General features: G+C 62.9%; 23 protein-coding genes. 13 read left to right on the forward strand and 10 right to left on the reverse strand.

All coding sequences use genetic code 11. The features are described from left to right. Window positions 1-327: 327 nt before the first annotated feature. The 6 genes from HG800_RS27200 to HG800_RS03900 are packed head-to-tail and all read left to right on the forward strand — an operon-like array spanning window position 328 to window position 4,720. Complete coding sequence (locus tag HG800_RS27200) at window positions 328-759, forward strand: hypothetical protein (RefSeq protein WP_235963240.1); 432 nt, start codon at window positions 328-330, stop codon at window positions 757-759. Beyond that, window positions 641-973 (forward strand): helix-turn-helix domain-containing protein, encoded by a 333-nt coding sequence (locus HG800_RS28370; protein WP_315851974.1) that lies wholly within the window; start codon window positions 641-643, stop codon window positions 971-973. Before HG800_RS27200 ends, HG800_RS28370 begins: the two co-directional genes overlap by 119 nt. A 39-nt stretch (window positions 974-1,012) precedes the next feature. After that, the gene (locus HG800_RS03885) at window positions 1,013-1,867 is read left to right on the forward strand and encodes an ImmA/IrrE family metallo-endopeptidase (protein ID WP_169973950.1); all 855 of its coding nucleotides are present in this window, start codon (window positions 1,013-1,015) and stop codon (window positions 1,865-1,867) included. Beyond that, window positions 1,860-2,744, forward strand: coding sequence for a hypothetical protein (locus tag HG800_RS03890; protein ID WP_169973951.1), 885 nt, complete (start codon window positions 1,860-1,862; stop codon window positions 2,742-2,744). Before HG800_RS03885 ends, HG800_RS03890 begins: the two co-directional genes overlap by 8 nt. Continuing rightward, a complete protein-coding gene (locus tag HG800_RS03895; RefSeq protein WP_169973953.1) occupies window positions 2,734-3,798 on the forward strand; it encodes a nucleotide kinase domain-containing protein in 1,065 nt (354 codons plus the stop codon). Before HG800_RS03890 ends, HG800_RS03895 begins: the two co-directional genes overlap by 11 nt. A gap of 31 nt (window positions 3,799-3,829) precedes the next feature. Then, window positions 3,830-4,720: a nucleoside triphosphate pyrophosphohydrolase family protein gene (locus HG800_RS03900; RefSeq protein ID WP_169973955.1), complete on the forward strand. Its 891-nt coding sequence runs from the start codon at window positions 3,830-3,832 to the stop codon at window positions 4,718-4,720. Here HG800_RS03900 and acpS read toward each other — a convergent pair. Then, window positions 4,717-5,097 (reverse strand): holo-ACP synthase, encoded by a 381-nt coding sequence (gene acpS / locus HG800_RS03905; protein WP_169973956.1) that lies wholly within the window; start codon window positions 5,095-5,097, stop codon window positions 4,717-4,719. The two genes, HG800_RS03900 and acpS, sit on opposite strands and share 4 nt — an antisense overlap. 91 nt (window positions 5,098-5,188) lie before the next feature. On the opposite strand from acpS, the gene HG800_RS03910 reads away from it, so the two are divergent. From HG800_RS03910 to HG800_RS03930, 5 genes are all read left to right on the forward strand, one after another. Further along, window positions 5,189-6,073 (forward strand): dCTP deaminase domain-containing protein, encoded by an 885-nt coding sequence (locus tag HG800_RS03910; protein WP_169973958.1) that lies wholly within the window; start codon window positions 5,189-5,191, stop codon window positions 6,071-6,073. Between the two features lie 258 nt (window positions 6,074-6,331). Further along, complete coding sequence (locus HG800_RS03915) at window positions 6,332-6,682, forward strand: hypothetical protein (RefSeq protein ID WP_169973960.1); 351 nt, start codon at window positions 6,332-6,334, stop codon at window positions 6,680-6,682. Further along, the gene (locus tag HG800_RS03920; RefSeq protein WP_169973962.1) at window positions 6,669-7,508 is read left to right on the forward strand and encodes a hypothetical protein; all 840 of its coding nucleotides are present in this window, start codon (window positions 6,669-6,671) and stop codon (window positions 7,506-7,508) included. Before HG800_RS03915 ends, HG800_RS03920 begins: the two co-directional genes overlap by 14 nt. Window positions 7,509-7,811: 303 nt before the next feature. Then, entirely contained in the window at window positions 7,812-8,036 is a 225-nt protein-coding gene (locus HG800_RS03925; RefSeq protein WP_235963242.1) for a hypothetical protein, read from the forward strand. Continuing rightward, window positions 8,033-8,545 (forward strand): CRISPR-associated protein Cas4, encoded by a 513-nt coding sequence (locus HG800_RS03930; RefSeq protein WP_235963243.1) that lies wholly within the window; start codon window positions 8,033-8,035, stop codon window positions 8,543-8,545. Before HG800_RS03925 ends, HG800_RS03930 begins: the two co-directional genes overlap by 4 nt. Window positions 8,546-8,817: 272 nt before the next feature. Here the strand turns inward: HG800_RS03930 and HG800_RS03935 are convergent, their stop codons facing one another. The 9 genes from HG800_RS03935 to HG800_RS03975 form a co-directional block, all read right to left on the reverse strand. Then, the gene (locus HG800_RS03935) at window positions 8,818-9,411 is read right to left on the reverse strand and encodes a hypothetical protein (protein WP_169973966.1); all 594 of its coding nucleotides are present in this window, start codon (window positions 9,409-9,411) and stop codon (window positions 8,818-8,820) included. Window positions 9,412-9,686: 275 nt separating this feature from the next. Beyond that, a complete protein-coding gene (locus HG800_RS03940) occupies window positions 9,687-10,403 on the reverse strand; it encodes a M48 family metallopeptidase (RefSeq protein ID WP_169973968.1) in 717 nt (238 codons plus the stop codon). Then, window positions 10,403-13,453 (reverse strand): type I restriction endonuclease subunit R, encoded by a 3,051-nt coding sequence (locus tag HG800_RS03945; protein WP_169973970.1) that lies wholly within the window; start codon window positions 13,451-13,453, stop codon window positions 10,403-10,405. The genes HG800_RS03940 and HG800_RS03945 overlap by 1 nt, the downstream gene beginning before the upstream one ends. Further along, window positions 13,450-14,808 (reverse strand): ATP-binding protein, encoded by a 1,359-nt coding sequence (locus HG800_RS03950; RefSeq protein WP_169973971.1) that lies wholly within the window; start codon window positions 14,806-14,808, stop codon window positions 13,450-13,452. Before HG800_RS03950 ends, HG800_RS03945 begins: the two co-directional genes overlap by 4 nt. Next, window positions 14,805-15,998 (reverse strand): restriction endonuclease subunit S, encoded by a 1,194-nt coding sequence (locus HG800_RS28140; RefSeq protein WP_169973973.1) that lies wholly within the window; start codon window positions 15,996-15,998, stop codon window positions 14,805-14,807. The genes HG800_RS03950 and HG800_RS28140 overlap by 4 nt, the downstream gene beginning before the upstream one ends. A 101-nt stretch (window positions 15,999-16,099) precedes the next feature. Continuing rightward, window positions 16,100-16,432: a hypothetical protein gene (locus HG800_RS03960; protein WP_169973975.1), complete on the reverse strand. Its 333-nt coding sequence runs from the start codon at window positions 16,430-16,432 to the stop codon at window positions 16,100-16,102. Then, a complete protein-coding gene (locus HG800_RS03965; protein ID WP_169973977.1) occupies window positions 16,429-18,849 on the reverse strand; it encodes a type I restriction-modification system subunit M in 2,421 nt (806 codons plus the stop codon). Before HG800_RS03965 ends, HG800_RS03960 begins: the two co-directional genes overlap by 4 nt. 157 nt (window positions 18,850-19,006) lie before the next feature. Then, window positions 19,007-20,011: an ImmA/IrrE family metallo-endopeptidase gene (locus HG800_RS03970; protein WP_169973979.1), complete on the reverse strand. Its 1,005-nt coding sequence runs from the start codon at window positions 20,009-20,011 to the stop codon at window positions 19,007-19,009. A gap of 13 nt (window positions 20,012-20,024) precedes the next feature. Further along, window positions 20,025-20,432: a helix-turn-helix domain-containing protein gene (locus HG800_RS03975; protein ID WP_169973981.1), complete on the reverse strand. Its 408-nt coding sequence runs from the start codon at window positions 20,430-20,432 to the stop codon at window positions 20,025-20,027. Between the two features lie 119 nt (window positions 20,433-20,551). On the opposite strand from HG800_RS03975, the gene HG800_RS03980 reads away from it, so the two are divergent. Then, complete coding sequence (locus HG800_RS03980; RefSeq protein ID WP_169973983.1) at window positions 20,552-20,977, forward strand: hypothetical protein; 426 nt, start codon at window positions 20,552-20,554, stop codon at window positions 20,975-20,977. After that, entirely contained in the window at window positions 20,974-22,044 is a 1,071-nt protein-coding gene (locus tag HG800_RS03985; protein ID WP_169973985.1) for a hypothetical protein, read from the forward strand. The genes HG800_RS03980 and HG800_RS03985 overlap by 4 nt, the downstream gene beginning before the upstream one ends. Window positions 22,045-22,226 lie beyond the last annotated feature (182 nt).

The following is a 22,226-nucleotide window of genomic DNA, read 5'->3' on the forward strand; positions in this document are numbered from 1 at the left end:
CCATCGCAAGAAACACAATATCCCAAGGCAACTTGCGGCGATCCGCCCTTCCCCTGTCTGCAAAGTGTCTGCACTGACACGGCACTTCGGGAATTGGTTGCAAGGTGGCAGCTCCTGACGCCTTCCGTCAGGGGGGCAATTATGGTACTGGCTCGAGAAGGGAAAGAAACGGAGACGGAATCGCCGCTTCGATAAGGTCTGTTCGCCTCCACGCGGTCGTTGAAGGTGGTCCGCCCTTCCCAGTTTGAACCGACGGGGAAAAAGCGAACCTCGGGTCCTTGACCTGCGTCTTACGGATGGTAAGATTTTCTTACCAAAGGAGGTCTTATGGACAAGCAGCAGGTCGTTGACGAGCTCGTCGCTGTTCTGAAAGAGTTTCAAACCAAGATGGGGTACGACGACGCCGATGCCGTAACGCCTTCAGTTCAGCCCCATGGCGGCCTGAAGGGCTTCCAGAGCGACATTACGCCGCCGATTGCCCGCAGGGTGGCGAAGAACCTGGGCCATCAGATCCCGGACGACGTCGATATCGTCAACATCTTCGTCTCGGAAGACAAGCAACGGAAGCTGACGATCGACGAATCGGCCGACCGCTTCCTCTCGCGATACGGACACAAGGGGGCAACTAATGAGCGATCAAGTGGAGCAGAAGCTAATCATCGCGAGCCGCCTCAAGGAGGCGAGGAAGCGAGCGGGGCTTACGCAGGGGCAGGTTGCGACGCAAATGGGGCTGCACCGGCCCACGATCTCCGAGATTGAGGCCGGACATCGCTCCGTCGCTGGGGAGGAACTGAAGGCGTTTGCGTCGATGTACGAGGTGAGCGTCTCCTGGCTCGCCGGCGAGGGCGCCGAAAAGCTCGACCCACATGACGACCGTCTCCAGCTTGCTTTCCGCGACCTGAAGAAGCTCAAGCCAGAGGATCTGGATAAGGTCTTGACGGCGCTGGCGGCCATCCGGCGCGAGGAGAAGTGACGGATGCCTCCCACACGGCGAGAGCTGGCGCGAAAGGCGATGATTAAGGCCGACGAGGTCCGGGACAAGTTTGACATCTCGCCCGAATCCGCCGTCAACGTCTTCGACCTCTGCGGTGAGCGATTCGAGCCGCGGATCATCATTCGATTTACTGACATAAAGAGCATGGAGGGGCTTTACCTGCGGCAGACCCCCCCGGAGATCTGGCTCGGCGACAGGCCGCTTGTACGCCGCGTGTTTAATTGCGCCCACGAGCTCGGCCACCACGTCTTCGGCCACGGCTCAACGGTGGACGAGCTGACAGCCGAGGGGGAATCCGGCCGGTCGTTCGAGCCCAATGAATTCTTGGTCGACACGTTCGCTGGCTTCCTTCTCATGCCGCGGATCGCGGTCCTGAATGCCTTCGCCCGGCGAGCCTGGAAGATCGAAGACGCCAACCCCCAGCAGTTCTTCGTCGTATCGTGCAGCCTGGGAGTCGGCTTCGAGACGCTGGCGAGCCACAGTTTCTTCAGCCTCGGCTTGATCGGCGAGGCGGCCTACCGGCAACTCATCAACAAGCCAGGCCTGCCGGCCATCCGCAAGGTGATGCTGGGCGACTTGGCTCCCGCTCGGCTCCTGGCGGTGGATACCCATCAGACACTCCAGTCAATCGACACCGAGGTCGGCACGGGCGTTCTACTCCCGATGGGCACGGTCGCCGAAGGCAAGGTTCTAGGAGATGGCGTCGACACGCCGCGTGGCCGGCTCTTTACGGCGGCCGCGCCGGGCACAGCCCGCGTATTCTGCCCCGACGGCTCTTGGGCGGCGTTCATCCGGGTCATGCAGGACAAATACCACGGTCTGAGCCAGTACCGGCACTTTCCCCGCGAGGAGGGCGACGAGGACGATGAGTAGTGAGGAACGCAATGACTTCAGGGAATCCAGCATCGAGCGGGCGTGGTCGCATGTCTTTTTGAAGGCCGTGGCGCACCCAAGCTGTGAGCTAGCGCCGTTCACGATGACCATTGCCTCGGATTCGGGGCTGGTGCTGCCTGATACGTTGACGCACCCGCTTGTTCGGGCGTTGGACGCCTGCCTGGGCGCGAACAATAAGCGACCCGTTGAGGAAGTCGCCTTCCCGCTTTTTCCCGAACGCGTCTGGCGATTTTTCGACCCGGATCGCCATGAGTTTTACGCTGAATACCTGCGTGATCAGCCGACCTATGTGTCGTGGGAGCCGCATAAAAACCAGGGCGGCACGTATTTCGGCCGCCTGATCGGGTTCGGCGTGCATCACAAGACGCGGGAGTTACTGCCCTCCGCCGGATCGTCGACGCTAGGTAGGGAGGGCAATCAAATCGAGCACGTGATCCGACGCTGCCAGCGGAGCGTGGAGCTGGGGCGTCGCGTCCCGCGCATGCAGCTGCAGGCCACGACATTCGATCCGTTTCGCGATCTTACGCTAACTGGTCAGCCTAAGTTCCCGTGCCTCCAGCATCTCACCTTCGACCTCGACGTCCGGGCCGGGACGCTGGCGATGAACGCGTTCTATGCCACCCAGAAGCTATTCGTTAAAGCATTCGGCAACTGGCTGGGGCTCTGCCGGCTCGGCCGATTCGTAGCCGGGCAGTCTGGCCTCCGGCTTTCCCGGTTCACATGCTTCGTCGGCGTCCAGAAAATGGACGACGCCCCGAGGCGTGGCGCCGAGCGTGACAGCCTCATTCGCGCCGCGGAGGCCATCATGGGAAAGCCCGTCGAGTCCGAGAGGCTGGTGACGGCCAATGTCAGTTGAGCGACGCCCGAGCCCCGATCAATCGACCTTCTTTGATCTCGAGGGACGATCGTTGAGGCTCTACCCGGAAACCGAACCACCTGACATTGCACCGCTGAAGCCGACGGTCGCCTACGACAGCTACTGGCGATTCGCTGCCGAGAGACAACGCGTCTTCTTCGCCAGGATGAGGGGCTGCCGCCCACCCTGGAGCGACGACGACATCATTAATGAACACAAATTTACAAACGCATATCGCGCTTCGGACCGCGTCAGCCAGTACCTCATCCGCCGTGTGATCTACCGCGACGACCTGCCCGCGACCGCCGAGGAAACATTCTTTCGGATCATCTTGTTCAAGTTCTTCAACAAGATCGAAACTTGGGAATTGCTGGAGGAGGCGGTCGGAGCGATCACCTGGAAGGGTTACGACTTTAGAAGGCTCGACACCATACTGAGCCGTGCCATGGCGGCGGGGCGGCGGGTCTATTCGGCAGCTTACATCATGCCGTCGGCGGGGTCGATGGGGCATGAGCGGAAACATAGCAACCACCTGGCGCTGCTGGAACGAATGATGCGTGATAGCGTGCCACACAAGCTAACCCGCGCAACCGATATGCAACACGGCTTCGAGCTGCTGCTGAGGTATCCGTCGCTGGGCGACTTCCTGGCCTACCAGTACATCACCGACATCAATTACAGCGAGATAACTCAATTCTCGGAGATGGAGTTCGTGGTAGCCGGTCCTGGCGCTTTGGACGGCATCAGCAAGTGTTTCACGGACACGGCCGGTCTCAACGCGCCGGAGATCATCCGGTTCATGACTGACCGCCAAGAGGCCGAGTTCGCCCGCCTGGACCTTCATTTCGAGTCGCTCTGGGGGAGGCGGCTCCAGTTAATCGACTGCCAGAACGTCTTCTGCGAACTGAGCAAGTACGCCCGTATCCGGCATCCCGAGATTACGGGCATCTCCGGACGGACCCGGATCAAACAGAAATTCCGGCCCTCAAAGGAACCGATCGACTATTGGTATCCGCCGAAATGGGGAATCAACGGGAAGATCACTGAGCGATGACACCACAGCCGCTCCCAACCGGAGGCTCACCATGGACTTGAGCGACTTCCAGTACGCCGTTTCGCAAACCGATTGCCTCGGAACGGATGGGGACGTCATGGTCCCGCTGCTTGGGCTGGCCGGCGAAGTCGGCGAGCTCCAAAACGAATACAAGAAAGCGCTGCGGGACGGTGACACCGCGAACCCGTACCGCGCCCGGTTCGCCGAGGAGCTGGGCGATGTGCTCTGGTATGTGGCCAACCTGGCGACAAAGCTGGGGTTCGACCTGGACGAAATCGCCGCCCAGAACCTGGAGAAAGCCAGGGACCGGTGGGGGCGCCGTACAGGGTTGGTAGAGGATCGCCCTGCGTTCGACGAAGCCTACCCTGAACACGAGCGCCTTCCCCGGAAGCTGACCGTCGTCATCAAGCCGGGCGTAACCCCGGACGGCAAGCAGGTCGGCCGCGCCTACATCGACGACAAGCCCCTCGGCGACCACCTCACCGACAACGCCTATGTCGGCGACGGGTACCGATTTCACGACACCTTCCACTTCGCCTTCGCGGCGGTTCTGGGGTGGTCACCGATCACACGATGGCTGCTAAATCGGAAGCGGAAATCTCGGCCGGAAGTGGATGAGGTAGAGGACGGGGCACGGGCGAAGGCGGCTGAGGAGGCGATCTCGCTGTTCGTGTTCAGCCACGCGAAGGAATACAACTGGTTAGTAGGCAACGCGAGCGTGAGTTCCGAGATGCTGCGATCAGTGCGGCGGATGGCAAACGGCCTGGAGGTGTCACTGTGTTCGAGCGGCGAGTGGGAGGACGCCATCCTCCAGGGGTTCGCCGCGTGGCGGCTTATCCACAATCACCAGGGGGGCGTGCTGACGCTCGATCTTGACAGCAGGACCATCACAGCCGGCGCCACCGAACACGGGGAGATTTAATCGTGAACGGCTATCGCACTTGCGAAGGCGACCGCTTCGTTGTGGCTGATGCTAACGACCCAGCGATTGATGCCGAGCGCGTTGGCGACTTCGAGCGCGGCCCGCGACAAATGAACCTCGGGTTGGCCTCCGTCCTTGCGCAGAACCTGGATCTGCAGAGGTGCGACCCCTGTGGCGAACCCCGTCCCGATCGCCTTAGCGATGGCCTCCTTCGCGGCGAGGCGCCCGGCGTAGAACTCGGCCCGCTCCTGATCGCCGTATTCGATCGCCCGCTCGGCCTCGGTGAAGGTGGACAGGAGGAAATCCTCTTCCGCGAAATCGAGGAGTTTCCTGATCCTGGCGACGTCCTGGACGTCGACGCCATGGCCGACGATCATTTTCGGCTCCCGTGCGCTAACATGTTGGAATTCGATACCGCAACAAGAAGGCGAGCGGCGTACTTAAGTCTGTCGAGCGAGGGCACACGCGATGGCATTTTGGTGCACCAAGACGCTCCGGGAACGTGTCGAAGCGGAGAAGCTTATCGTCCCCTATGATCCGCAGCGAGTAAAGCACTCCGCATACGAAATGGGCGTGGGTCGGGAGGCCTACATCACCTCCGACTTCAACAAGAAGTCTCGCGTGAAGACGCGCGTGCCGCTCGGCGAGAAGATTGCTATCCCGCCCGGACAGTTCGGGCTGCTGACGACGCGCGAGATCGTTACCGTGCCGGTGGACGGGATCGCCTTCATTTCAATCCGTGCAGGCATCAAGTTTCGCGGACTCGTCAATGTGTCAGGGTTCCATGTCGATCCCGGCTTCAGCGGCAACCTGACGTTTGCGGTCTACAACGCGGGCAGTCAGCAGGTCGTTCTGGACCAAGGGGAGCCCGTCTTCATGATCTGGTTCAGCGAACTCGACGACGTCGACGACGAGCCGTATAAGAACAAGAATCCGGGCAGGTACATCATTGACTCGGAAAGGGTGAGGAAAATCCAGGGGGAGGTCGCGTCACCGGCAGAACTCAAGAAACGAATCGATGCACTTCAGCATCAGATGACCACGATGATGTGGCTTATGGGCTTCATCATCTCCGGTGTCGTGATGAGAATTGCTTACGACGCTTATCAGGGTCTTAGGAAGCCGGATCCAGCGGCTCCAGCCGCATATACACAGTCTCCACAGGAATTGCCAAGCTCACCGCCGTCACCGGTCCTCCAACCTCAGCCCGCTGCCTCCCCAGTGCAGTTTCGAGCAGAGCCGAACACGGAGCCCGCCTCCGTTTCCCAATCACACGCTATCGAGTCCAAGAAAGCGGAGCCTGGTGCGAAGGAAAAGGGCAAGGACGGGACGGGGCCAGCGAACTCTCAATAGCCAGTCAACTCTGCGCAGACTATTCATACTATCATCGTTCCAAGTGGCCACGAGCGTCTGCAGAATGAAGCCGTCTTCAGCCGCCTGAGCGCATAGGGAGCCTGCAACAGACCGTGGGCTCCAGCCGGCTCGCTCACTCTCGTGTTGCATGTTAAAGTGGCTTCGGGTTTAGCCTTCTAAGCACTTGGACGGGAAGCGACGTCCCGGACCCTTGCCGCTACCCGAGCTTCCGATCTGGTAATTGGTCGTGGAGCTTCCATGTGCCAGCCGTCGAAGATGTCCCCAGATTGGGTGGTCAAGGGCTGTCACATCCATGTAGATGGGGTCGAGCTCAACATCTATCCCGACCACGAAGGGGGCATAGGATTCCGGGAAGTCTTTTCGAAAACCCATCAGAGCCGGCTGGCAGCAGCGATCAGAAAGGCAAGGGAAGTCTGCCTGCCCGATGACCGGGTGCGAGTGGCGTGGCTCCAAAAATTGGACATGGCACGCGCCTATATGGATGGTTACGAGGGCGAGCTCGCAGAGAAGGCTAATGGCCGTATGCTGGAATTCAAGTTCCTCCGAATAGCGATCGAACGCTGGGGGGCCAAGCATGGCAACGCTTGAGGAATTCATGCGGACCGGCCACCTCGGACCCGTCGTCCTGGGAATGCCGTCCAACGACGCGATGACGGCGCTGGGCGACCCGGACGACATCTCGCGTAAGTCGAATCCGCTGATCCTGAAATACGGCCCTGTCCAGCTCTCCTTCTGGAAGACGCCGGGACGGAGGGCACCCCAGCTCCGCGAGATCGCCATCGCCTTCCAGCCCGAGTTCGAGCGCCTGCCGGAATCGCTTGCCTTCATGGATTGGAACCCGGTCGAGCCGCCTACCGAGGCAGAGTTTCGATCATTCATCAAGCGGATCGATTACCCGCCCGTCCACTTGGTTGAGGGGCCGAACGACAAGGCTCTCACGTTCCTGTCTGGGGTCGCCGCACTGGTCTCGGACGGGAAGCTTCACAGCCTCCGGCTACAGCAAAGGGAAACGAAGGCCCCGACGCCCGCTCCCGTGATTGACGATCGGGAAGCGACTCTCGATCAAATCCAGGGGATGCTCATCGAAGCCGAGCATGCGATGATGTTTGGTGCTTACCGGGCTGCTCTCCTGATCGGTTGGGCCGGCCTGGAGGCGACCCTCCGCCGCTTGGCAATCCGGGAGGGTCGGCAAGGCAAGGTCGGCATCCCGCCAAACATTCTGCTTCGCGAGCTGGTTGCATCCGGACGGTTGAAGAAAGAGGAGCATCGCTGGCTCGAGATGCTGCGGCAGATGCGGACGGCCGCGGCGCACGGCCTTGCGCCCGTCGGGCTGAACGGCGACATGGTTAACCGGCTTATCGAGTTCACCCACGGGGTGCTGGAGGAGGCCCAGACGCCCGGACAGACCCCTTAGTCAAGATGAGGGCAGACAGCGATTAGTCTGATTGCAGGGTTTAGGTGTCGGGATCCAACTAGCTGAATTTGCCTCCCAACAGCATCTGGCAATCCCTCGCCTTACGATACCCCGATGCCTCGTCAACATTCGCCGAGATGAACGTGGCCCGGTTTCTCCCCAGGCCGTGCGCAGATAATGACGGCGGCTCTCCACAGCACGGAGAAATCACTCGACTTGTGTGCCACTTCTTGCTTAATTGCAACGAATTACGAAAAATAATGCACAAGAGGCGGTATGTGGAGGAATAGTGGAGAGATGGTGATGGCCCACGAGGTGGGGATCTACGTCTTCTGCCCGGAGCAATGGCGGCTCGAGTACGGCCTGGGGCTGGAGCCGGAGAACCGGCCTGCCCTGCAGACCGGCAGCCGGCATCATGCACGCAAGGCGGAGGTTGAGCGATCCGCGAGCCGGTTGCTGGCCCTCGGCAAGAGCCTCCTGGCCGCCGCGGGCATCCTGCTGCTTATCCTCTGGATCTTGGGCCGATGATGCACTACCCTTCCGAATGGGCTTGGCCGCTCGCCGCCGTTCTTCTGCTGCTGGGGGTGGTGTTCGTGGTCGCGGCTGTCCGCATGAGGCGGACGCGCGGCCTTTCCGCCGGGCGGACCATGGCCCTTGATAACGTCACCCTGCACTCCGCGCGGCTCGGGCTGGCCGGGAGGCCCGACCGTATCTTGCGGGTGGGCCGCGCGATCATCCCGGAGGAATGGAAGTCGGCGCGACGCCTCTGGCCCGGCCACGTCGCCCAGATGGGGGTCTACTTCCTGCTCATCGAGGAGCGTTACGGCGTGCGTCCGTCCCACGGCTTCGTCGTGCTGGGCACGGGCAAGCGGCACCGGATTGAGAACGATGCGAGGCTCCGGGGCTGGGTGCTCGACCTGGCCGAGCAGATCCGGGAGGCACGCAGGGCCCTCTCCAGCCCCCTGCCGGTCGATCCCCGCCCCTCCCAGTGCCGCGCGTGCGGGCAGCGTTCGGAGTGCGATCAGGCCCGAGCATAAGCCGGAGTCCCGGGGATTCGTCGGTTCGGGACGAATGTGCATCGAGCGTCTGGGGGATCCTCCCGGTGCGAGGCAAGACTCCGTACCGGCGTTTCTACCAGCGTTTTCGCCGGCATTCATCCTGAACCCGTCCGCTCATTCGGCGGGAGCGACCCGGAAGCGATGCGGTGATCACGGCCATTTGCGCCCGACGGCTCCGGGGGGTGGGAGGATGGTCTGCAGGTCTTAACCCGGTTCTCCCTGGATTTTCAGGCCACCATGCCCCCCGGATATCAGAAATAGGTGGTTCCTTTCAGCAGGAACTCCCTGATCTTGTCCCGCTTCGTGATGCCGGAGACTTCGCAGACCTCGCCGGATCTGCGATAGAATGTCGGATCAGTAGGCTGCCAGAGTGTCGCCCACTTGCTGACGCCCCTCATGTAGCGAGCGTCCATGCGGATCGAGACATAGTATGAATTATCTTCTGAAAGGACTGTCCCGGCGACACAATAATGCCAATCCCCGTTGGGCAAAGAGACGTCGACGAGGATGAAGGGTAACCATCCCTCGCGTGCCCAGTCCGGGGGTGGAGCGTCCGGAGGGCGGCGGAGCGAGCGATCGATCGGGATGGCAAGTCCAGATGTGGAATGATCGGTACACGGGTGCTTGGGCCAGGGAGGGCCCAGCTCGTCGAAGAAGACTCGCCCTCCGTTCGTGTCCTGATAGAAGAAGACGGGAGCCTGACAGACGGGACACCTGGCGAAGGGATTCAGGTAGCGTTCATAGGAGGTCAGCCCGCCCGTTGCGGTTAGTGTGGTTGACGTCGAATAGTTCTCGCCGCCGAAGCCGCAGGAGCAGTCGGCGTGGTGATTCCAGGCGTTGCACATGCCGCCCCTCCCCGGCCCGCCCGGCCGGTGCACATCCCGGGGAATTGCGGCGGGGCGCCGGCCTGATCGGTGCCTGAATACGCGCCGCGTTCGGTCTTCCCTTCTCGAAACGTAGGTTACTCACGCAACGATGTCAGGCAGGACGATGTGAGCGCTTTCGGGAACCCTTGCTCACTCTTGCCGCAGGTCGTCGAGGAATTCCGACAACTCCCGTCAAACACGAGGGGGAAGTTCGGAGGGCCTGGTGATAGGCCATGGGCCACAAGTTCCCAAGCTCAGTATCCCCACTCCTCGTGCCGCACGGGGAGTCGGTTGAGTTGATCGCGCAGTGACCGCCACTGGGGCATGTGGGCGTCCATGATGGAGACGAACCGGGGGTTGTGCGTCGGCTCGATCAGGTGCACCAGCTCGTGGACAACGATGTACTCGAGGCAGCCGCGTGGTTTCTTCGCGAGGTCGGTGTTCAGGCGGATGTTCCGCGTCCTGGGGTTGCAACCGCCCCACTTGGTCTTCATCCGCTGGACGAAGACGCGATTGGCCCGCACGCCCAGGATGGGCTCCCACCTCGCGACGAGCGGCACGGCAGCGGCCCTGAGCTGCTCGCGATACCAGTCTTCGACGATCTCCCCTCTCCGCGCTTCGGAGGTCCCGGGTCGGACTCCCAGGATCAATCGGTTGTGCTTCACCTCGATGGCCGGAGGGGCATTCCGCTCAAACACCTCGAGCAGGTAACGCCTGCCCCAGAGGTAGTGGCTCTCGCGGTCGATGAATTCGCGCGGCGTCTCGCGTTCCTGCGAGCGGATCTTGGCCTGCTGGCGCTTGATCCACCCGAGCTTGGAGATGGCGAAGACGCGGATGGTGTCCAGGCTCATGCGCGAGGGGGCGGCGATCCGGACCCGGCCGGTCGGGGGGTAGACGCTCAGGTGGACGTTCTTGATGTCCTTGAGCTCCACGTCCACCGCGATGTCGCCGAGTCGGATCTCCATACCCATCAGTATTCCCTCTGCGCCTCGATGATGAGGAAGATGCGCTCGACTTCCCCGAAGTCCTTCAGGATATCGTAGAGGGCCATCTTGATGACCTTCTCGCGGGGCTCGACCCCCCGCCAGCCGTCGGGCCGCTTCGCCTTCACCGCCTCGTCGATGCGGAGCGCCAGCCCCTCGTCCTGGTTCAGGTTGCTGTAGAGGGCCCGCTTGCCCGGGGTGTCCAAAGCCGCGGGGGTGTCCTCGCCCTGGCCGGCCTCGACCTTCTTCGCCAACTCGGCGATGCGCTTCAAGTATTCCTCGTACTCGACGGCCCTGGCCTTCCGGGCGGCGATGATCTCGTCCAGGAGCGCGGACATCTTCTCGAAGAACGCCGGGTCGTTGAGGTGCTCCTTGATGATCTTGCGGCGGACGTTGTTCTCGATCGTCTCGGCGATCGCGTTCTTGTCCCCCTTGAGCCCGCCCAGCTGCGAGGCGATCGCGTTGGCGATGCCGGTCTTGACGATCAGCTCCAGCAGCCCCATCCCGTCGAAGGGGGAGATCTTGCGGGGTTCGTCGGCCTCGATGTAGGTGTCGATCAGGTGCCGCATGTCGGCCTCGTAGGCCTTCAGGTCGAGGCTCTCGCCGCTGGCCTTGCGGACGATCTCGCGCAGGTTGACGAAGTGCTCCAGCCGCTGCTTGATGCGGGCGATGTCCGCCGGGCCGTAGCCGGCGGCCTCCAGCTCGTCGGCGATGTTGGCGTACGCCCTCACCAGGGACGCGGTCGCTTTGTAGAGCGTGGCACGCTGGGGCTCCCGTTCCTGCAGGTCGGTCGGGATCTCGGTGTTGCCGCAGAAGTAGTGGATGTGCTCCAGCTCCCCCTTGGGGGGCTCGACCGGCTCGCAGAGCAGGGCGAGCGCCTCCAGGGCCTCGTCGAGCCGCTGACTCCCCTTCTCGAGGCGGTCGTGGATCAGGATCTCCGGGTCGGTGCCGCCGGCGCTGTTGTCCAGCTCGGAGGTGTAGACGGCGATGGCCTTCTCGACCTTCTTGAACAGGTCCTTGTAGTCGACGATGAAGCCGAAGTCCTTGTCCTCGCCGTCGAGCCGGTTCGTGCGGCAGATGGCCTGGAACAGGCCGTGGTCCTGCATCGACTTGTCGATGTAGAGGTACGTGCACGGGGGTGCGTCGAAGCCGGTCAGCAGCTTGTCGACCACGACCAGGAGCTTCATGTTCGCCGGCTCGCGTGCGAACAGGGACTTGGCCCGCTCCTCGTAGGCCTCGGTCTTCGAGCGGCCGCCGGCGGCCTCGACGTCCCCGAGCAGCTCGATGTAGGTGTTGTAGATGAACTGCTTGTCGGTCTCGGTGTTCGCGCCGGTCTCCTCCTTCGTCACGTCCTGGGTCTGAGGGTTATAGGAGGTGACCAGGGCGCACTTGCCCTTCAGTGGGGTCTTCTGGAAAAGCGTGAAATACTTGCACGCCTCGAAGATGCTGGAGGCGACGAGGATGGCGTTGCCGCGATCGTTCGAGAGTCGGGGCCGGACGCTGAAGTCGAAGAGGATGTCGCTGACGACCTTCTCCATCCGCGACCGGGAGCTGAGGAGGGTCTGCATCGTCCCCCACTTCTTCTTCAGCTCGTCCTTCTGCCAGTCGTTCAGGCCGCGTGTCTTGGCGTCGAACCAGGCGTCGATCCGGTCCTGGGAGCCGAGCCTCTGGTCGATGTCGCGGGCCTCGTAGACGAGGTCGAGCACCACCTCGTCCTCCACGGCCTCGCTGAACTTGTAGGTGTGGATGTAGCCGCCGAAGACCTCCAGGCTGGTCGCCCTGTCCTTCTTCAGCAGGGGCGTCCCGGTGAAGCCGATGAAGACCGCGTTGGGCATGATCGCCTTCATCACCCGGTGGAGCTTGCCGCCCTGGGTCCGGTGGCACTCGTCGACGAAGACGAACACCTCGCCCACCGTCCTGCTCGGCTCGCCTTCGAGCTGCTTGATGAAGGCGTCGAAGTCGTCCACGTCCTTCTTGCCGAACTTGTGGACGAGTGAGCAGAGCAGGCGCGGCCGGGCCTGGCCGAGCAGGCGGAGCAGCTCCCGGCCGCTGCCGGTGCGCTCGATCGACTCGCCGGCCTCGGAGAAGACCCGCTCGATCTGCTTGTCCAGCTCGTCGCGGTCGGTGATGATCGCCACGCGGGCGTTCGGGTTGTTCTCCAGGATCCACTTGGCCAGCAGCACCATGACGATGCTCTTGCCGCTGCCCTGGGTGTGCCAGATGATCCCGCCCTTGCGGGCCCGGACGTGCTCCTGGGCGGCCTTGATGCCGAAATACTGGTGGACCCGGGGGAGCTTCTTCACGCCGCCGTCGAAGAGCACAAAATCATGCATCAATTCGATTAGGCGATCCTTGGCGCAGAGTTTCAGCAGGTACTTGTCAAGCTTGAACCGCGAATTGTCCTGCTCGTCCTCCTTCCACTTCAGGAAATACTTCTCCTGGGTGCCGACGGTCCCGTACTGGAGGCCCTCGGAGTCGTTGCCGGCGAAGAGGAACTGGACGGTGGAGAAGAAGCCGGCATTGAACTCGGGCTGCTGGTTGGAGAGGCTCTGGCGGATGCCCTCGCTCATCGAGACCCGGCTGTTCTTGAGCTCGATCACGCCGACGGCGATGCCGTTGACGTAGAGCACCAGGTCCGGACGCCGCTCGCGACCGCCGCGCAGGGTAACCTCCTCGGCGATGGCGAAGTCGTTCGCCCCGGGGTTGGCCCAGTTGATCAGGCGGACCTTGTCCGTGACCTTGCCGGCCTCGACTTTCACGTCGACGCCGTAGCGCAGCAGCTCGTAGACCTTCTGGTTGTTCTGATAGAGGCTCCGGCTGCCGTTGTCGGCCTCGGTACGGAGCCGGTAGAGCGCCGCGCCGATCTGCTCGGGAGAGTAGCCGGACTTCGTGAGGAAGGCGGAGAGCAGGGACTCCTCGACGTTGGAATTGCCGTCGCGGTCGGACCAGTCGCCGAGATAGCGATAGCCCAGCTCGTCGCGGAACAGGGCGATGACGCGGTCCTGGGTGGCGCGTTCGGGTTGGCCGATGGTACTCATTCACTCACCTCCCAGTGCCCGCCTTTATCGGCGCCGACTCGCGTCAGGAGTCCATCCGCCTTCAGCCGCTTGATCTGCCATTCGACCCCCTTTGGCGTGATCCCGAGCGCGGTCGCCAACGCTTCGGTGGAGACGGTGGGGTCGCCCTTCACGAGCCGGAGCAGTTTCTCCCTAGTTTTCTCCCTAGGTTTCTCCCTAGTTCGATCATTGGCGGCCTCGGGAGCCAGCCCGGCGGCCGTACGCTCGACGATCTCGGGCGAGAACGGGAACTGGATCCAGAGCCCCGTCGCCTCCTGCTCGATGACGGGCTCGGGGAATCGGGCCTCGCGGCAGGCGGCGAGGATCCGCTCGACCCCGCGGCCCCAGGCCTCGATCTCCCCGGCGCGGAAGAAGACGTTGGCGACGCCCGGGTTATAGGGGAGCGAGGCGTGCTTGGCCTTGAGCTTCTCGACCGTCCAATCCTGGGGGAGCTGGCCGGGGTTCCAGACCATGAGCTTGTCGGCGTAGACGCTGATCTGCACCGGCACGCCGGTGGCATAGTCCTTGTGGATGATCGCGTTCAGGATCGCCTCGCGCAGCGCCGGCTCGGGCACGGGGAACGTCTCGACCCGCTGGATGCCCCGGTAGGTGATCGCGGCCTTCAGGTACTTCGTGAGCAGCAGGTCCATGGTGCGGCCGACCTGGGTGAACAGGTCGCCGTGGACCTCGTCGTGGTAGAGCAGGTCGTCGTTGGTGCGGAAGAAGCCGATCTTCACGTAGGCCCCGGTGACGAAGCGTTCAGGCTCGGGGTGGAAGGCCAGCACGGCCGCCCGCTTCAGGTACTTGCCGTCGGTGAGGTGCAGCTTCTCGACCAGCCCGGACTTCGACTCCTTCAGGTCGGCGGCCGTCATGCGCTGGCTCTGGCTCGCCCGCGCGCGGAACGCGTCGAGCGCGTCCTTCGACAGGCTGCGGACAGTGGCATCCGGGACGGGCACGCCGTCCCAGGTGCGGCCCTGCTTGCGGAGCAGGAACTTGTCGAGGGCGGCCCCCTTGAGCTCCTGCTTCGTGCTGCCGGATCGGTAGTGGTACTCGCCCTTGTAATTGACCGGGTACGGGTAGGGATCGACGCGGATCTCGATCAGTTCCTTGCCGCCGTCCGGGACGAGCCGCACGTCGGCCATGATGCCGAGCACGTCGCGGATCTTGTTCGGCAGATCCTCCAGCAGCTTCTTCGCGTCCTTCACCCCGACCGCCGTTCCTTTGTCGTCTCGACCGATGACCAGGACACCGCCCTCGGCGTTGGCGAAGCCGCAGAGCCACTTGAGGTATTCGTCCCGCCAGGATTCTTTCCATTCGGTGTTCTGGCTCTCCTTCATACCAGCCGCACCCTCCCCGTCAGCAACTCCTGCATCATGCCATGCTTGAGGCACCGGGCCTTGGCGAGCTTATCCTCTAAACAGTCGATGCCCTCATCCATTTCTCTCAGAATCGTTGAGATGGCGGCCTGCTCATCCGGGTCGGGAATCTTGACTTCGATCGCTCTGACTCCCGACTTTGTAACGCCATACACGGAAACGCCGGTTGCCAAACGGACGAGCGCCGAACGAACCATCGGTATAAACTGGATGTATCCTTTGAAACCGTCGACAAGTGCGTTTCCTTTCGGCCGGAGAACCATTGTGTGGAGCCCTCCGACGGCCTCGGTTCCGTTCAAGCCGACTATTTCCACGGCCTTGCCGATCGCCTCGGTGTCTTCCGAGGCGTCAGCCATCAACAAATCGCCATTTGCGAGCCGTGGCACCGACAGGACGTGATCGCGCGAGATATAGGTTTGCTTCGATTTCACGTCCAGAAAAGCGGATTGATGCGTGTGAATGTCGCCGTAGTGCACATAGGCGACATCACCCTCCTCCGTCAGTTCGCTCCTTGAGTTGCTGGCATTTCGGATGACGCTGAATAGCTCGTCGAATCGTTTGGTCTCCCAATCTCCGCTGAAGCCGGGCAGGCGGCGCTTGCCCGTGAGCAATTCCTGCATGGTCCCTTGCTTGAGCTGCCGCTTCTTGGCGATAAGTTGCTCCAGCGATTCGATGGAGGCATCCGCATCGCTCAACGCTTCCGCAATGGCCTCCTGCTCGGACAGTGTGGGAGGAAGTGGGATCTTGAAATTGCCGATTAACTCGGTGTTGAGATTTGGCTGGCCGTTTCCGGTGGCGACCACATCTCTCAAGTAATTTGTGCGAGTGTTTATGTAATGTGCAAGATAGGCGGCTGATACGCCCTTCTTCAGATTGAGTATGGCTGCGATTCCGTCGTTCGCACAGCACTTGATTCCCAGTATCTTTGCAACGCCAAGGGTCGCGCCACTGTTTGCAATAATCAACGTGCCCGGAAGAAGCGTTCTACTCCTCAACGCCCCTTCCTCCGTCAAGCAAGAAGCGGTCTCAGATACCATCATTCGTGATTCTGGAATATTTGTAAGCGCAGCGACTGTTAGCCAAGGAATATATGATCCATCGAAGAATCTCGGATCGCCAGCAGGCCGAGGGGAGCCACCTCGAACAGGCATCCCAAGATCACGTGCTATCACCACCTTCCAATCATCTGGGAGAATTCCTACCTCCGTGTATTTGTAACCCCTAGGGATCTCGAGCTTCCGCACAGCGTTTCTCACAGCGTCCCCTCCGCAGCCGCCTTCTCCTCAGAATCCCACATCTCCCGGAAGAATCTCACATAGCGGCCCGTCGCTTCGGGATCGATCGCCCAGTAATAACGGCAGAGGCTTCGGTACAGCTCGACAACGGGCGGATACCCGCAGAAGTCGAGCAGACCGTCGAGCGTCCGCTCGATGTGGGCGACATCCCGGCAGCCCGAGCGGAGGATGTCCTCGACGACCGGCGTGTACTTCGCAACCGCCTGGCGGTTCAGGGAATCGATCCGGCCGGCCAATTCGGCGATCGTTCCCTGGGCAGATTCATCCCGTGACGTCGGTCGTTGGCTCATGCGGAGAACCCCATGCGTTGCAGGTGGGCGTTCACCTTCGCCTCCAGTTCGTGGACCCGCTCGACGAGCCGGGGCATGGGCGACTCGTAGCGTTCCCCCAGTTCCTTCACTCGACGCGCGAGACCCTGGCTAACGCGGTCCAGCTCGCCGTGGATGTCGGCATCGAGCGTCGCGAGCCATTTGTCGTCGACCACGAGCGCCTTGACCTCGTCCACGGTTAGCGTCGGGTACTTGTCGTAGGCCTTGCGATCGAGGTCGGCCTCGGCCTCCTTCAGCTCCTTCTTGATGGTCGCCTCCCGGCCGCTCAGGCGGAGCCAGTCGTTCAGCACCCTCGCCTCATCCGCCTCCTCGTCGTCGTTTGAGGCGTAGAGGCCGTCCAGCTCCTTGAGCCGCGCGGTCACATTCCCCTTGTTGATCTTCTCCAGGGTGGAGAACGCCCCCTCCTCGCCACCGTGCTCTTCCTCCAGCTCGGCAAGTTCGGCGGCGACGCCCTCCAGCTCGGCCTGGAGGCGATCGATCTCGGACTGTTCGCCTGCGAAGAATCGGGCGACGATCAGTGATTTGGGCACGAGGTCGCAGGCCCAGCCCTTGTCCTTCTCCTTGCCCTTCTTGTCCTTCTCGATGATGCGATAGGTCTCGGCCTTCCAGCCGTCGGCGGCGATGAGGTAGCAGTCGTCCTGCATCGTCGTCGCCCAGTAGTCCATCAGGTGCTGGTAGACGTCGTAGGCGTTAATGAGCGGCCGGCCGTGGTAATGATTGAGCAGGTCCTCGGAGAGGGTGGTGATCAGCTCCTTGGGGTGGAACCCGGCCTCCAGCCGCCTGAGCGACTCGGCGCTCTTGCCGCGCCAGGCGTCGAAGTGCGCGTTCATGCTCGCGGTGAAGGCGACGAACTCGGGGTGCTCGAAGATGGCGGCCTTGATCGCGGCCTTGTCCACCGCGAGGTCGAAGTAGCCGGGCCGGTTCGGCCTGAACAGGGCCTTCCGGAGCGTGGGGCAGACGGCCCAGTAGCGATCGAGGGCGTCGATGTCGGCCTCGGGGATGCCCCCCTTGAGGTGGCCCTCGATGTCCTGGAGATCCTCGGGGGTCTGGCTGTCGATGTAGCGGGGGATGTTCAGGTTGAACTCGTTCCGCTCGATCTCGTCGAATGGCACGATGCGCGAATAGCGTGGGATCTCGAGCTGCCGGGAGAAGACGTCGACGATCCGGTGGATGTCCTGAGACCGCAGGCGGTTCTTGGGGCCGTCCTTCATGAAGCCCTGGCTGGCGTCGATCATGAAGACGCCCCGGCGGGCCTGGGCGTCCTTCTTGTCGACGACGACGATGCAGGCCGGGATCCCCGTGCCGTAGAAGAGGTTCGGCGGCAGGCCGATGATCCCCTTGAGGTACCCCTTGCGGACGAGGTTCTTGCGGATATCCGCCTCGGCGTTGCCCCGGAAGAGGACGCCGTGCGGCAGGATGCAGGCCCCTCGCCCCGTGCTCCTGAGCGACCGGACGATGTGCAGCAGGTACGCGAAATCCCCCTGCTTGGCCGGCGGGACGCCGAACGAGGTGAACCGGTCGAAGGGGTCGTTGGCCGGGTCGATGCCGGTGCTCCACCGCTTGTCCGAGAACGGGGGATTGGCGACGACGAAATCGAAGGTCTTGAGCGCCTCGCCGTCCTTGAACTTCGGGTCGGCCAGCGTGTTGCCCTGCAGGATGAGCGCGGTCGGGTAGTTGTGCAGGATCATGTTCATGCGGGCCAGGCCGGTCGTGGCCGCGTCCTTCTCCTGGCCGTAGAGCGTGACGGAGGTGCCGGCCTCGTCGCCGACCTTCAGCAGCAGCGAACCCGAGCCGCAGGTCGGGTCGTAGACGGTCGTCGCCGCGCTGGTCTTCGCGTCGTGGATGCCGATGATCTGGGCGATGACGCGGCTGACCTCGGCGGGGGTGTAGAACTGGCCCTTGCTCTTGCCGCTCTCGGTGGCGAAGTGCCGCATCAGGTATTCGTACGCGTCGCCGAGGATGTCGTCCCCCTCGGCGCGGTTCTTCGAGAAGTTCAGGGCGGGGTTCTCGAAGATGGCGATCAGGTTCGTCAGCCGCTCGACCCGCTCCTTGCCGTCGCCGAGCTTGGTCGGGTCGTTGAAGTCGGGGAAGTCCGACTGGGAGAGCTGCTGGTTCGCATCCGCCAGGGGCTTGATGACGTGCTTGTTGATCTGGTCGCCGATGTCGCTCTTGCCCTTCAGCGCGACCATGTCCTTGAAGCCGGCCCCCGGCGGGATGGTGATCGGCGCGTAGGGGATCCCCGCGTACTTGTCGCTGATGTACTTGATGAACAGCAGCACCAGCACGTAGTCCTTGTACTGGCTAGCGTCCATGCCCCCGCGGAGCTCGTCGCATCCCGACCAGAGCGAGGAGTAGAGTTCGGACTTCTTGATCGCCATCGGTCGTTCGCCTCGTCGTTTCGCTGATCTCCAGGTCGAGCCGCTCGACAGATCGCGACCGCCTAAATTCAAACGGATATTAGTCAGTGAAATAAATAATTCAACCAGCAATCGTGCTGGATCGTCAGGAGGGGTACGGGAGCCGGTCCTCGACGGCCTAGAACCACCCGGGTTTGTGCGTGGCACGCCTCGGGGACTTCTGCTGCTCGAGGGGCGTGAGCACCAGGGAGACCATGGATTCGCCCGACGGGCCTCGGGAACCAGGGGGCGTGGGGATCGGGACCGCATTGACCCGAAACCTGCCCCGGACGCTGCCGAGGTCGAGCCACTCCTCGGCATCGCTCCCGCGGCCGCTCCTCGCGGCAAGATAAGCGACGCTCGCCGTGTCGACGGACTTGTCCGCGGGGATGTGGCGGGCGAACCTCGCGGAGAAGCAATCGCTGACGATCCCGTAGTCCACGCGGAGCCGCTTGCGTCCTTCCGCCTCCTCCCTGGGGTCGATGTCCAGGAGCATGTCGCCGGCCGACACTCCCTGCCAGGCGTTGGACTGCGTGGGCTTCAGCTTCCATTCCAGGAAGACGACGGCGACGGCTTCCTCGTGGACTTCCGCATACCGACGCAGCATCGCCTCGCGAGAGGCCTTGTAGTCGTCGGCGAGGGCGATCAGGGACTCGGCGGTCCGGGGACGACCCGCGACGTCCTCGGCGAACCAGGGGAGCGGGAACAGCAATTCCGAGGCGGCCCGGTCGCACAGGTACTCGACGACGTCCTCCGGGTCGGACCAGTCTCGTTTCCTGGGCCTCCTGGTCTTCACCGATCGGTCATAGCCGGGGAAGAACGTGTGGCCGATCTCATGGCCGATGCTGAACCGGCGTCGGACCTCGGGACGCTCGCGGTTCAACCGCAGCTCCAGGCGGCCATCCTCCCCGGGGCCGATCTCGGCGTCCTCGCTGTGGGCCGGCGATCGGTCGCTGACCCGGATCCCCAGCAGGCTCACGAGGACCAGCAAGTCGAGCGGCGGCGACGGGTCGCCGAAGCATCGCAGATGCTCGATCACCCCCTCGACCTTGCGGCGGATTGCGAGCGTCGGATCGGCTTCTCCGGTGTCCCTCAGGAGGCCAACGACGTCGGGATGCCGGAGCGCGGCGATAGGCAATGGCACGGCGCCCTATCTCCTACTCGTCTGCTACGGTTCGTTTCAGCACGCGGTACAGGTCGTGCCAGTCGTCCGCGGTCTTGGGTTGCCCCCCGCGGAACCGGGTGGTTGCCAGGTCCCGGATCTCAACCTCGGTCAGCTCGATCTTGAGCTTCTTCATGCGCTCGATGAACTCGCGGAGCGAGTCGCTGATCTCGACGGCCCGGTTGTCGGCCCTGACCGATGGCAGTCCCATCAGGTCGGCCAGGGTGACCGAGAGGGCGTTGGCGATCTTCAGGAGCAGCTCGGCGGACGGCTTCTTCGTCCCATCCGTATCCTGCTCAAGCTCCCAGAGATAGGTCTTCGAGACCCCTGCCGCCCGCGCAAGCTGTTCGAGGGTCATCCCGGCCCCCTCGCGCGTCTTCCGGATCCGCTCAGCCAGCGCCATTGCCGTCCCCCGGCCCGTCCAGGCTCCATTTCGGCCATCGTCTGCCCCATTCTGCCCGACGCTGTTCGTCCTGGCAATACGGGGAGTCCGGTTTGACGTATTCGCTCGAGGCGGATAGGATGTTTGTCATGGCGAATGGCGGATCGATCCCCGGGCTGGAGACAGGAATCGTGGGCAAGAACTCGCCGAGGTCGAAGGTGAGCGGCGGATGTTCCGACGGCGCAGTGGATATCTTCGGACTCTCGACCGAACTCGGAGGCGGAGGGGGCGCGACAGCGGGCGCCCCCTCAACCGAGACCACCTCCTTTTCCTTCGCGCTCGAGAAGCCTGTCCTGGCACTCCTGCCACGCTTGCTGATCGGGCAGGAGGTTGTGTTCTCCCGCGAGCAGGCCGGGGCGATCGCCGCGCGGGCCTTCGATCAGGTTATCGGATTCGTCCCCGTTGCGTTCCGGTCGCGGGTCTCGTCCGTCCTCGACCGCGAAGGCTACATTGCTGTGGTCGAGGACATTGCCCACCACACGATCCGCGTGAGAGTCACGGGATGAAGAAGCAACGGGCCCTCGACCTTGTCGGTTCTCCGAGCCTCTTCCAGGGTCAGTGCAGCCCGTGCCCTCGTGAGTGCTGGTGTGCCAAGTCCTGGGATCAGCTGTGCGAGATCCCCATCGAGCCCGGTCACGAGGTCTGCTATTGGGCCTTGCAATCGGAGAAGGTCGGTCGCGTCGGCGGTGTTGCCCCCAGGCCGCTCCCACCGGTCATGACCCGTCCCCGGCTGCCCGCAGTGACGCACATCCTCGGCCGGGAGAAGATCGACCTCGCCGAGCACTGGCCGACGGCGGTCGGCGTCTATGCCCGCAATGCGGTCGGGGATCAACGCCTGAGTTGCGAAATCCGTCGGGAGTATCTCGCGAGCCGGGGGATTCTCGGCGTGCCGAAGGTCCTCGTCGTCTCGGCCGAGGACGTCTGGCTCAATCGGTTCACCCAGAGGGTGGGGACGCCCTTCGCGAGGTCGGTGGGTCAACTCGGATTCAGCGCCCTGATCGGCCCGAATCTGTCGGCCTATCCGCACTCCGAGCATCGGGTCTGGCTGGACAACCGTGCTGTCGGCCAGCGGTTCACCGAGTTCGCGCTCTCGAATGGCCTGCCGGCCATCTTCCACACCTACCTGGAGGATTCCCGGGTCCATCAGGACTGGTTGGTCGAGTACCTCAGGCTCAACCCGACTCAAGATTGCCTGGCGACCGGCTTCGACTGCATGGGGGGGAACAATCGCCGCTTCGTTCGGCGACGGATCCGGCTGCTGGAGCGAGTCCAGGAGCGTGCAGGCCGCCCGCTCCGGATAGTCCTGCATAACATGCTGACCCGTCTCTGGGCCGTCGGCGCCGCCTGGCAGGCGTTCCCGGGTCGGATCCACCTGGTCGGTCGTTCCGTCCTGCTCCGTTCCCTGAAGGGCAGCTCCTTGCAGATCAACCGCGATGGGGGCTTGCAGTGGGTCGCTGCAGATCCGAGCAGCCAACCCGGCATGCGGCTGTTCCGGGCGAATGCACGACGCCTCGACGAGGCGATCCTCGGAGCCCTGCCCGATTTCTTCCTGGGTCGGGTAATCCAATCGTAGCCACGTTCAACGTGCTGATGCGCCGAGATGGGGCAGTGGCCGCCCCGAGTTCTCCCTCCTGAATGCCAATCCTCCCCTCTCCTCTCCCCCCACCTCTCGTGGTTGTCCGAAGCACTTGCGAAAGGTGTCCACAGGCCCCGGACGTTAAGTTAGTTATATAATATTTAAAGTTACACAGTTAG

This window comes from Tautonia rosea, from assembly GCF_012958305.1.
Lineage (GTDB): Bacteria > Planctomycetota > Planctomycetia > Isosphaerales > Isosphaeraceae > Tautonia > Tautonia rosea.

Excerpts from the sequence above, each read along its gene's own strand:
- HG800_RS03920 (WP_169973962.1), top strand. The coding sequence starts at position 6,669 with ATGGCAACGCTTGAGGAATTCATGCGGACCGGCCACCTCGGACCCGTC.
- HG800_RS03985 (WP_169973985.1), top strand. The coding sequence starts at position 20,974 with ATGAAGAAGCAACGGGCCCTCGACCTTGTCGGTTCTCCGAGCCTCTTC.
- HG800_RS03890 (WP_169973951.1), top strand. The coding sequence starts at position 1,860 with ATGAGTAGTGAGGAACGCAATGACTTCAGGGAATCCAGCATCGAGCGG.
- HG800_RS03940 (WP_169973968.1), bottom strand. The coding sequence starts at position 10,403 with ATGGGTATGGAGATCCGACTCGGCGACATCGCGGTGGACGTGGAGCTC.
- HG800_RS27200 (WP_235963240.1), top strand. The coding sequence starts at position 328 with ATGGACAAGCAGCAGGTCGTTGACGAGCTCGTCGCTGTTCTGAAAGAG.
- HG800_RS03950 (WP_169973971.1), bottom strand. The coding sequence starts at position 14,808 with ATGAAGGAGAGCCAGAACACCGAATGGAAAGAATCCTGGCGGGACGAA.
- HG800_RS03945 (WP_169973970.1), bottom strand. The coding sequence starts at position 13,453 with ATGAGTACCATCGGCCAACCCGAACGCGCCACCCAGGACCGCGTCATC.
- HG800_RS03975 (WP_169973981.1), bottom strand. The coding sequence starts at position 20,432 with ATGGCGCTGGCTGAGCGGATCCGGAAGACGCGCGAGGGGGCCGGGATG.
- HG800_RS03900 (WP_169973955.1), top strand. The coding sequence starts at position 3,830 with ATGGACTTGAGCGACTTCCAGTACGCCGTTTCGCAAACCGATTGCCTC.
- HG800_RS03980 (WP_169973983.1), top strand. The coding sequence starts at position 20,552 with ATGTTTGTCATGGCGAATGGCGGATCGATCCCCGGGCTGGAGACAGGA.
- HG800_RS03935 (WP_169973966.1), bottom strand. The coding sequence starts at position 9,411 with ATGTGCAACGCCTGGAATCACCACGCCGACTGCTCCTGCGGCTTCGGC.
- HG800_RS03965 (WP_169973977.1), bottom strand. The coding sequence starts at position 18,849 with ATGGCGATCAAGAAGTCCGAACTCTACTCCTCGCTCTGGTCGGGATGC.
- HG800_RS03915 (WP_169973960.1), top strand. The coding sequence starts at position 6,332 with ATGTGCCAGCCGTCGAAGATGTCCCCAGATTGGGTGGTCAAGGGCTGT.
- HG800_RS03895 (WP_169973953.1), top strand. The coding sequence starts at position 2,734 with ATGTCAGTTGAGCGACGCCCGAGCCCCGATCAATCGACCTTCTTTGAT.
- HG800_RS03885 (WP_169973950.1), top strand. The coding sequence starts at position 1,013 with ATGATTAAGGCCGACGAGGTCCGGGACAAGTTTGACATCTCGCCCGAA.
- acpS (WP_169973956.1), bottom strand. The coding sequence starts at position 5,097 with ATGATCGTCGGCCATGGCGTCGACGTCCAGGACGTCGCCAGGATCAGG.
- HG800_RS03960 (WP_169973975.1), bottom strand. The coding sequence starts at position 16,432 with ATGAGCCAACGACCGACGTCACGGGATGAATCTGCCCAGGGAACGATC.
- HG800_RS03930 (WP_235963243.1), top strand. The coding sequence starts at position 8,033 with ATGATGCACTACCCTTCCGAATGGGCTTGGCCGCTCGCCGCCGTTCTT.
- HG800_RS03910 (WP_169973958.1), top strand. The coding sequence starts at position 5,189 with ATGGCATTTTGGTGCACCAAGACGCTCCGGGAACGTGTCGAAGCGGAG.
- HG800_RS03925 (WP_235963242.1), top strand. The coding sequence starts at position 7,812 with ATGGCCCACGAGGTGGGGATCTACGTCTTCTGCCCGGAGCAATGGCGG.
- HG800_RS28140 (WP_169973973.1), bottom strand. The coding sequence starts at position 15,998 with ATGCCTGTTCGAGGTGGCTCCCCTCGGCCTGCTGGCGATCCGAGATTC.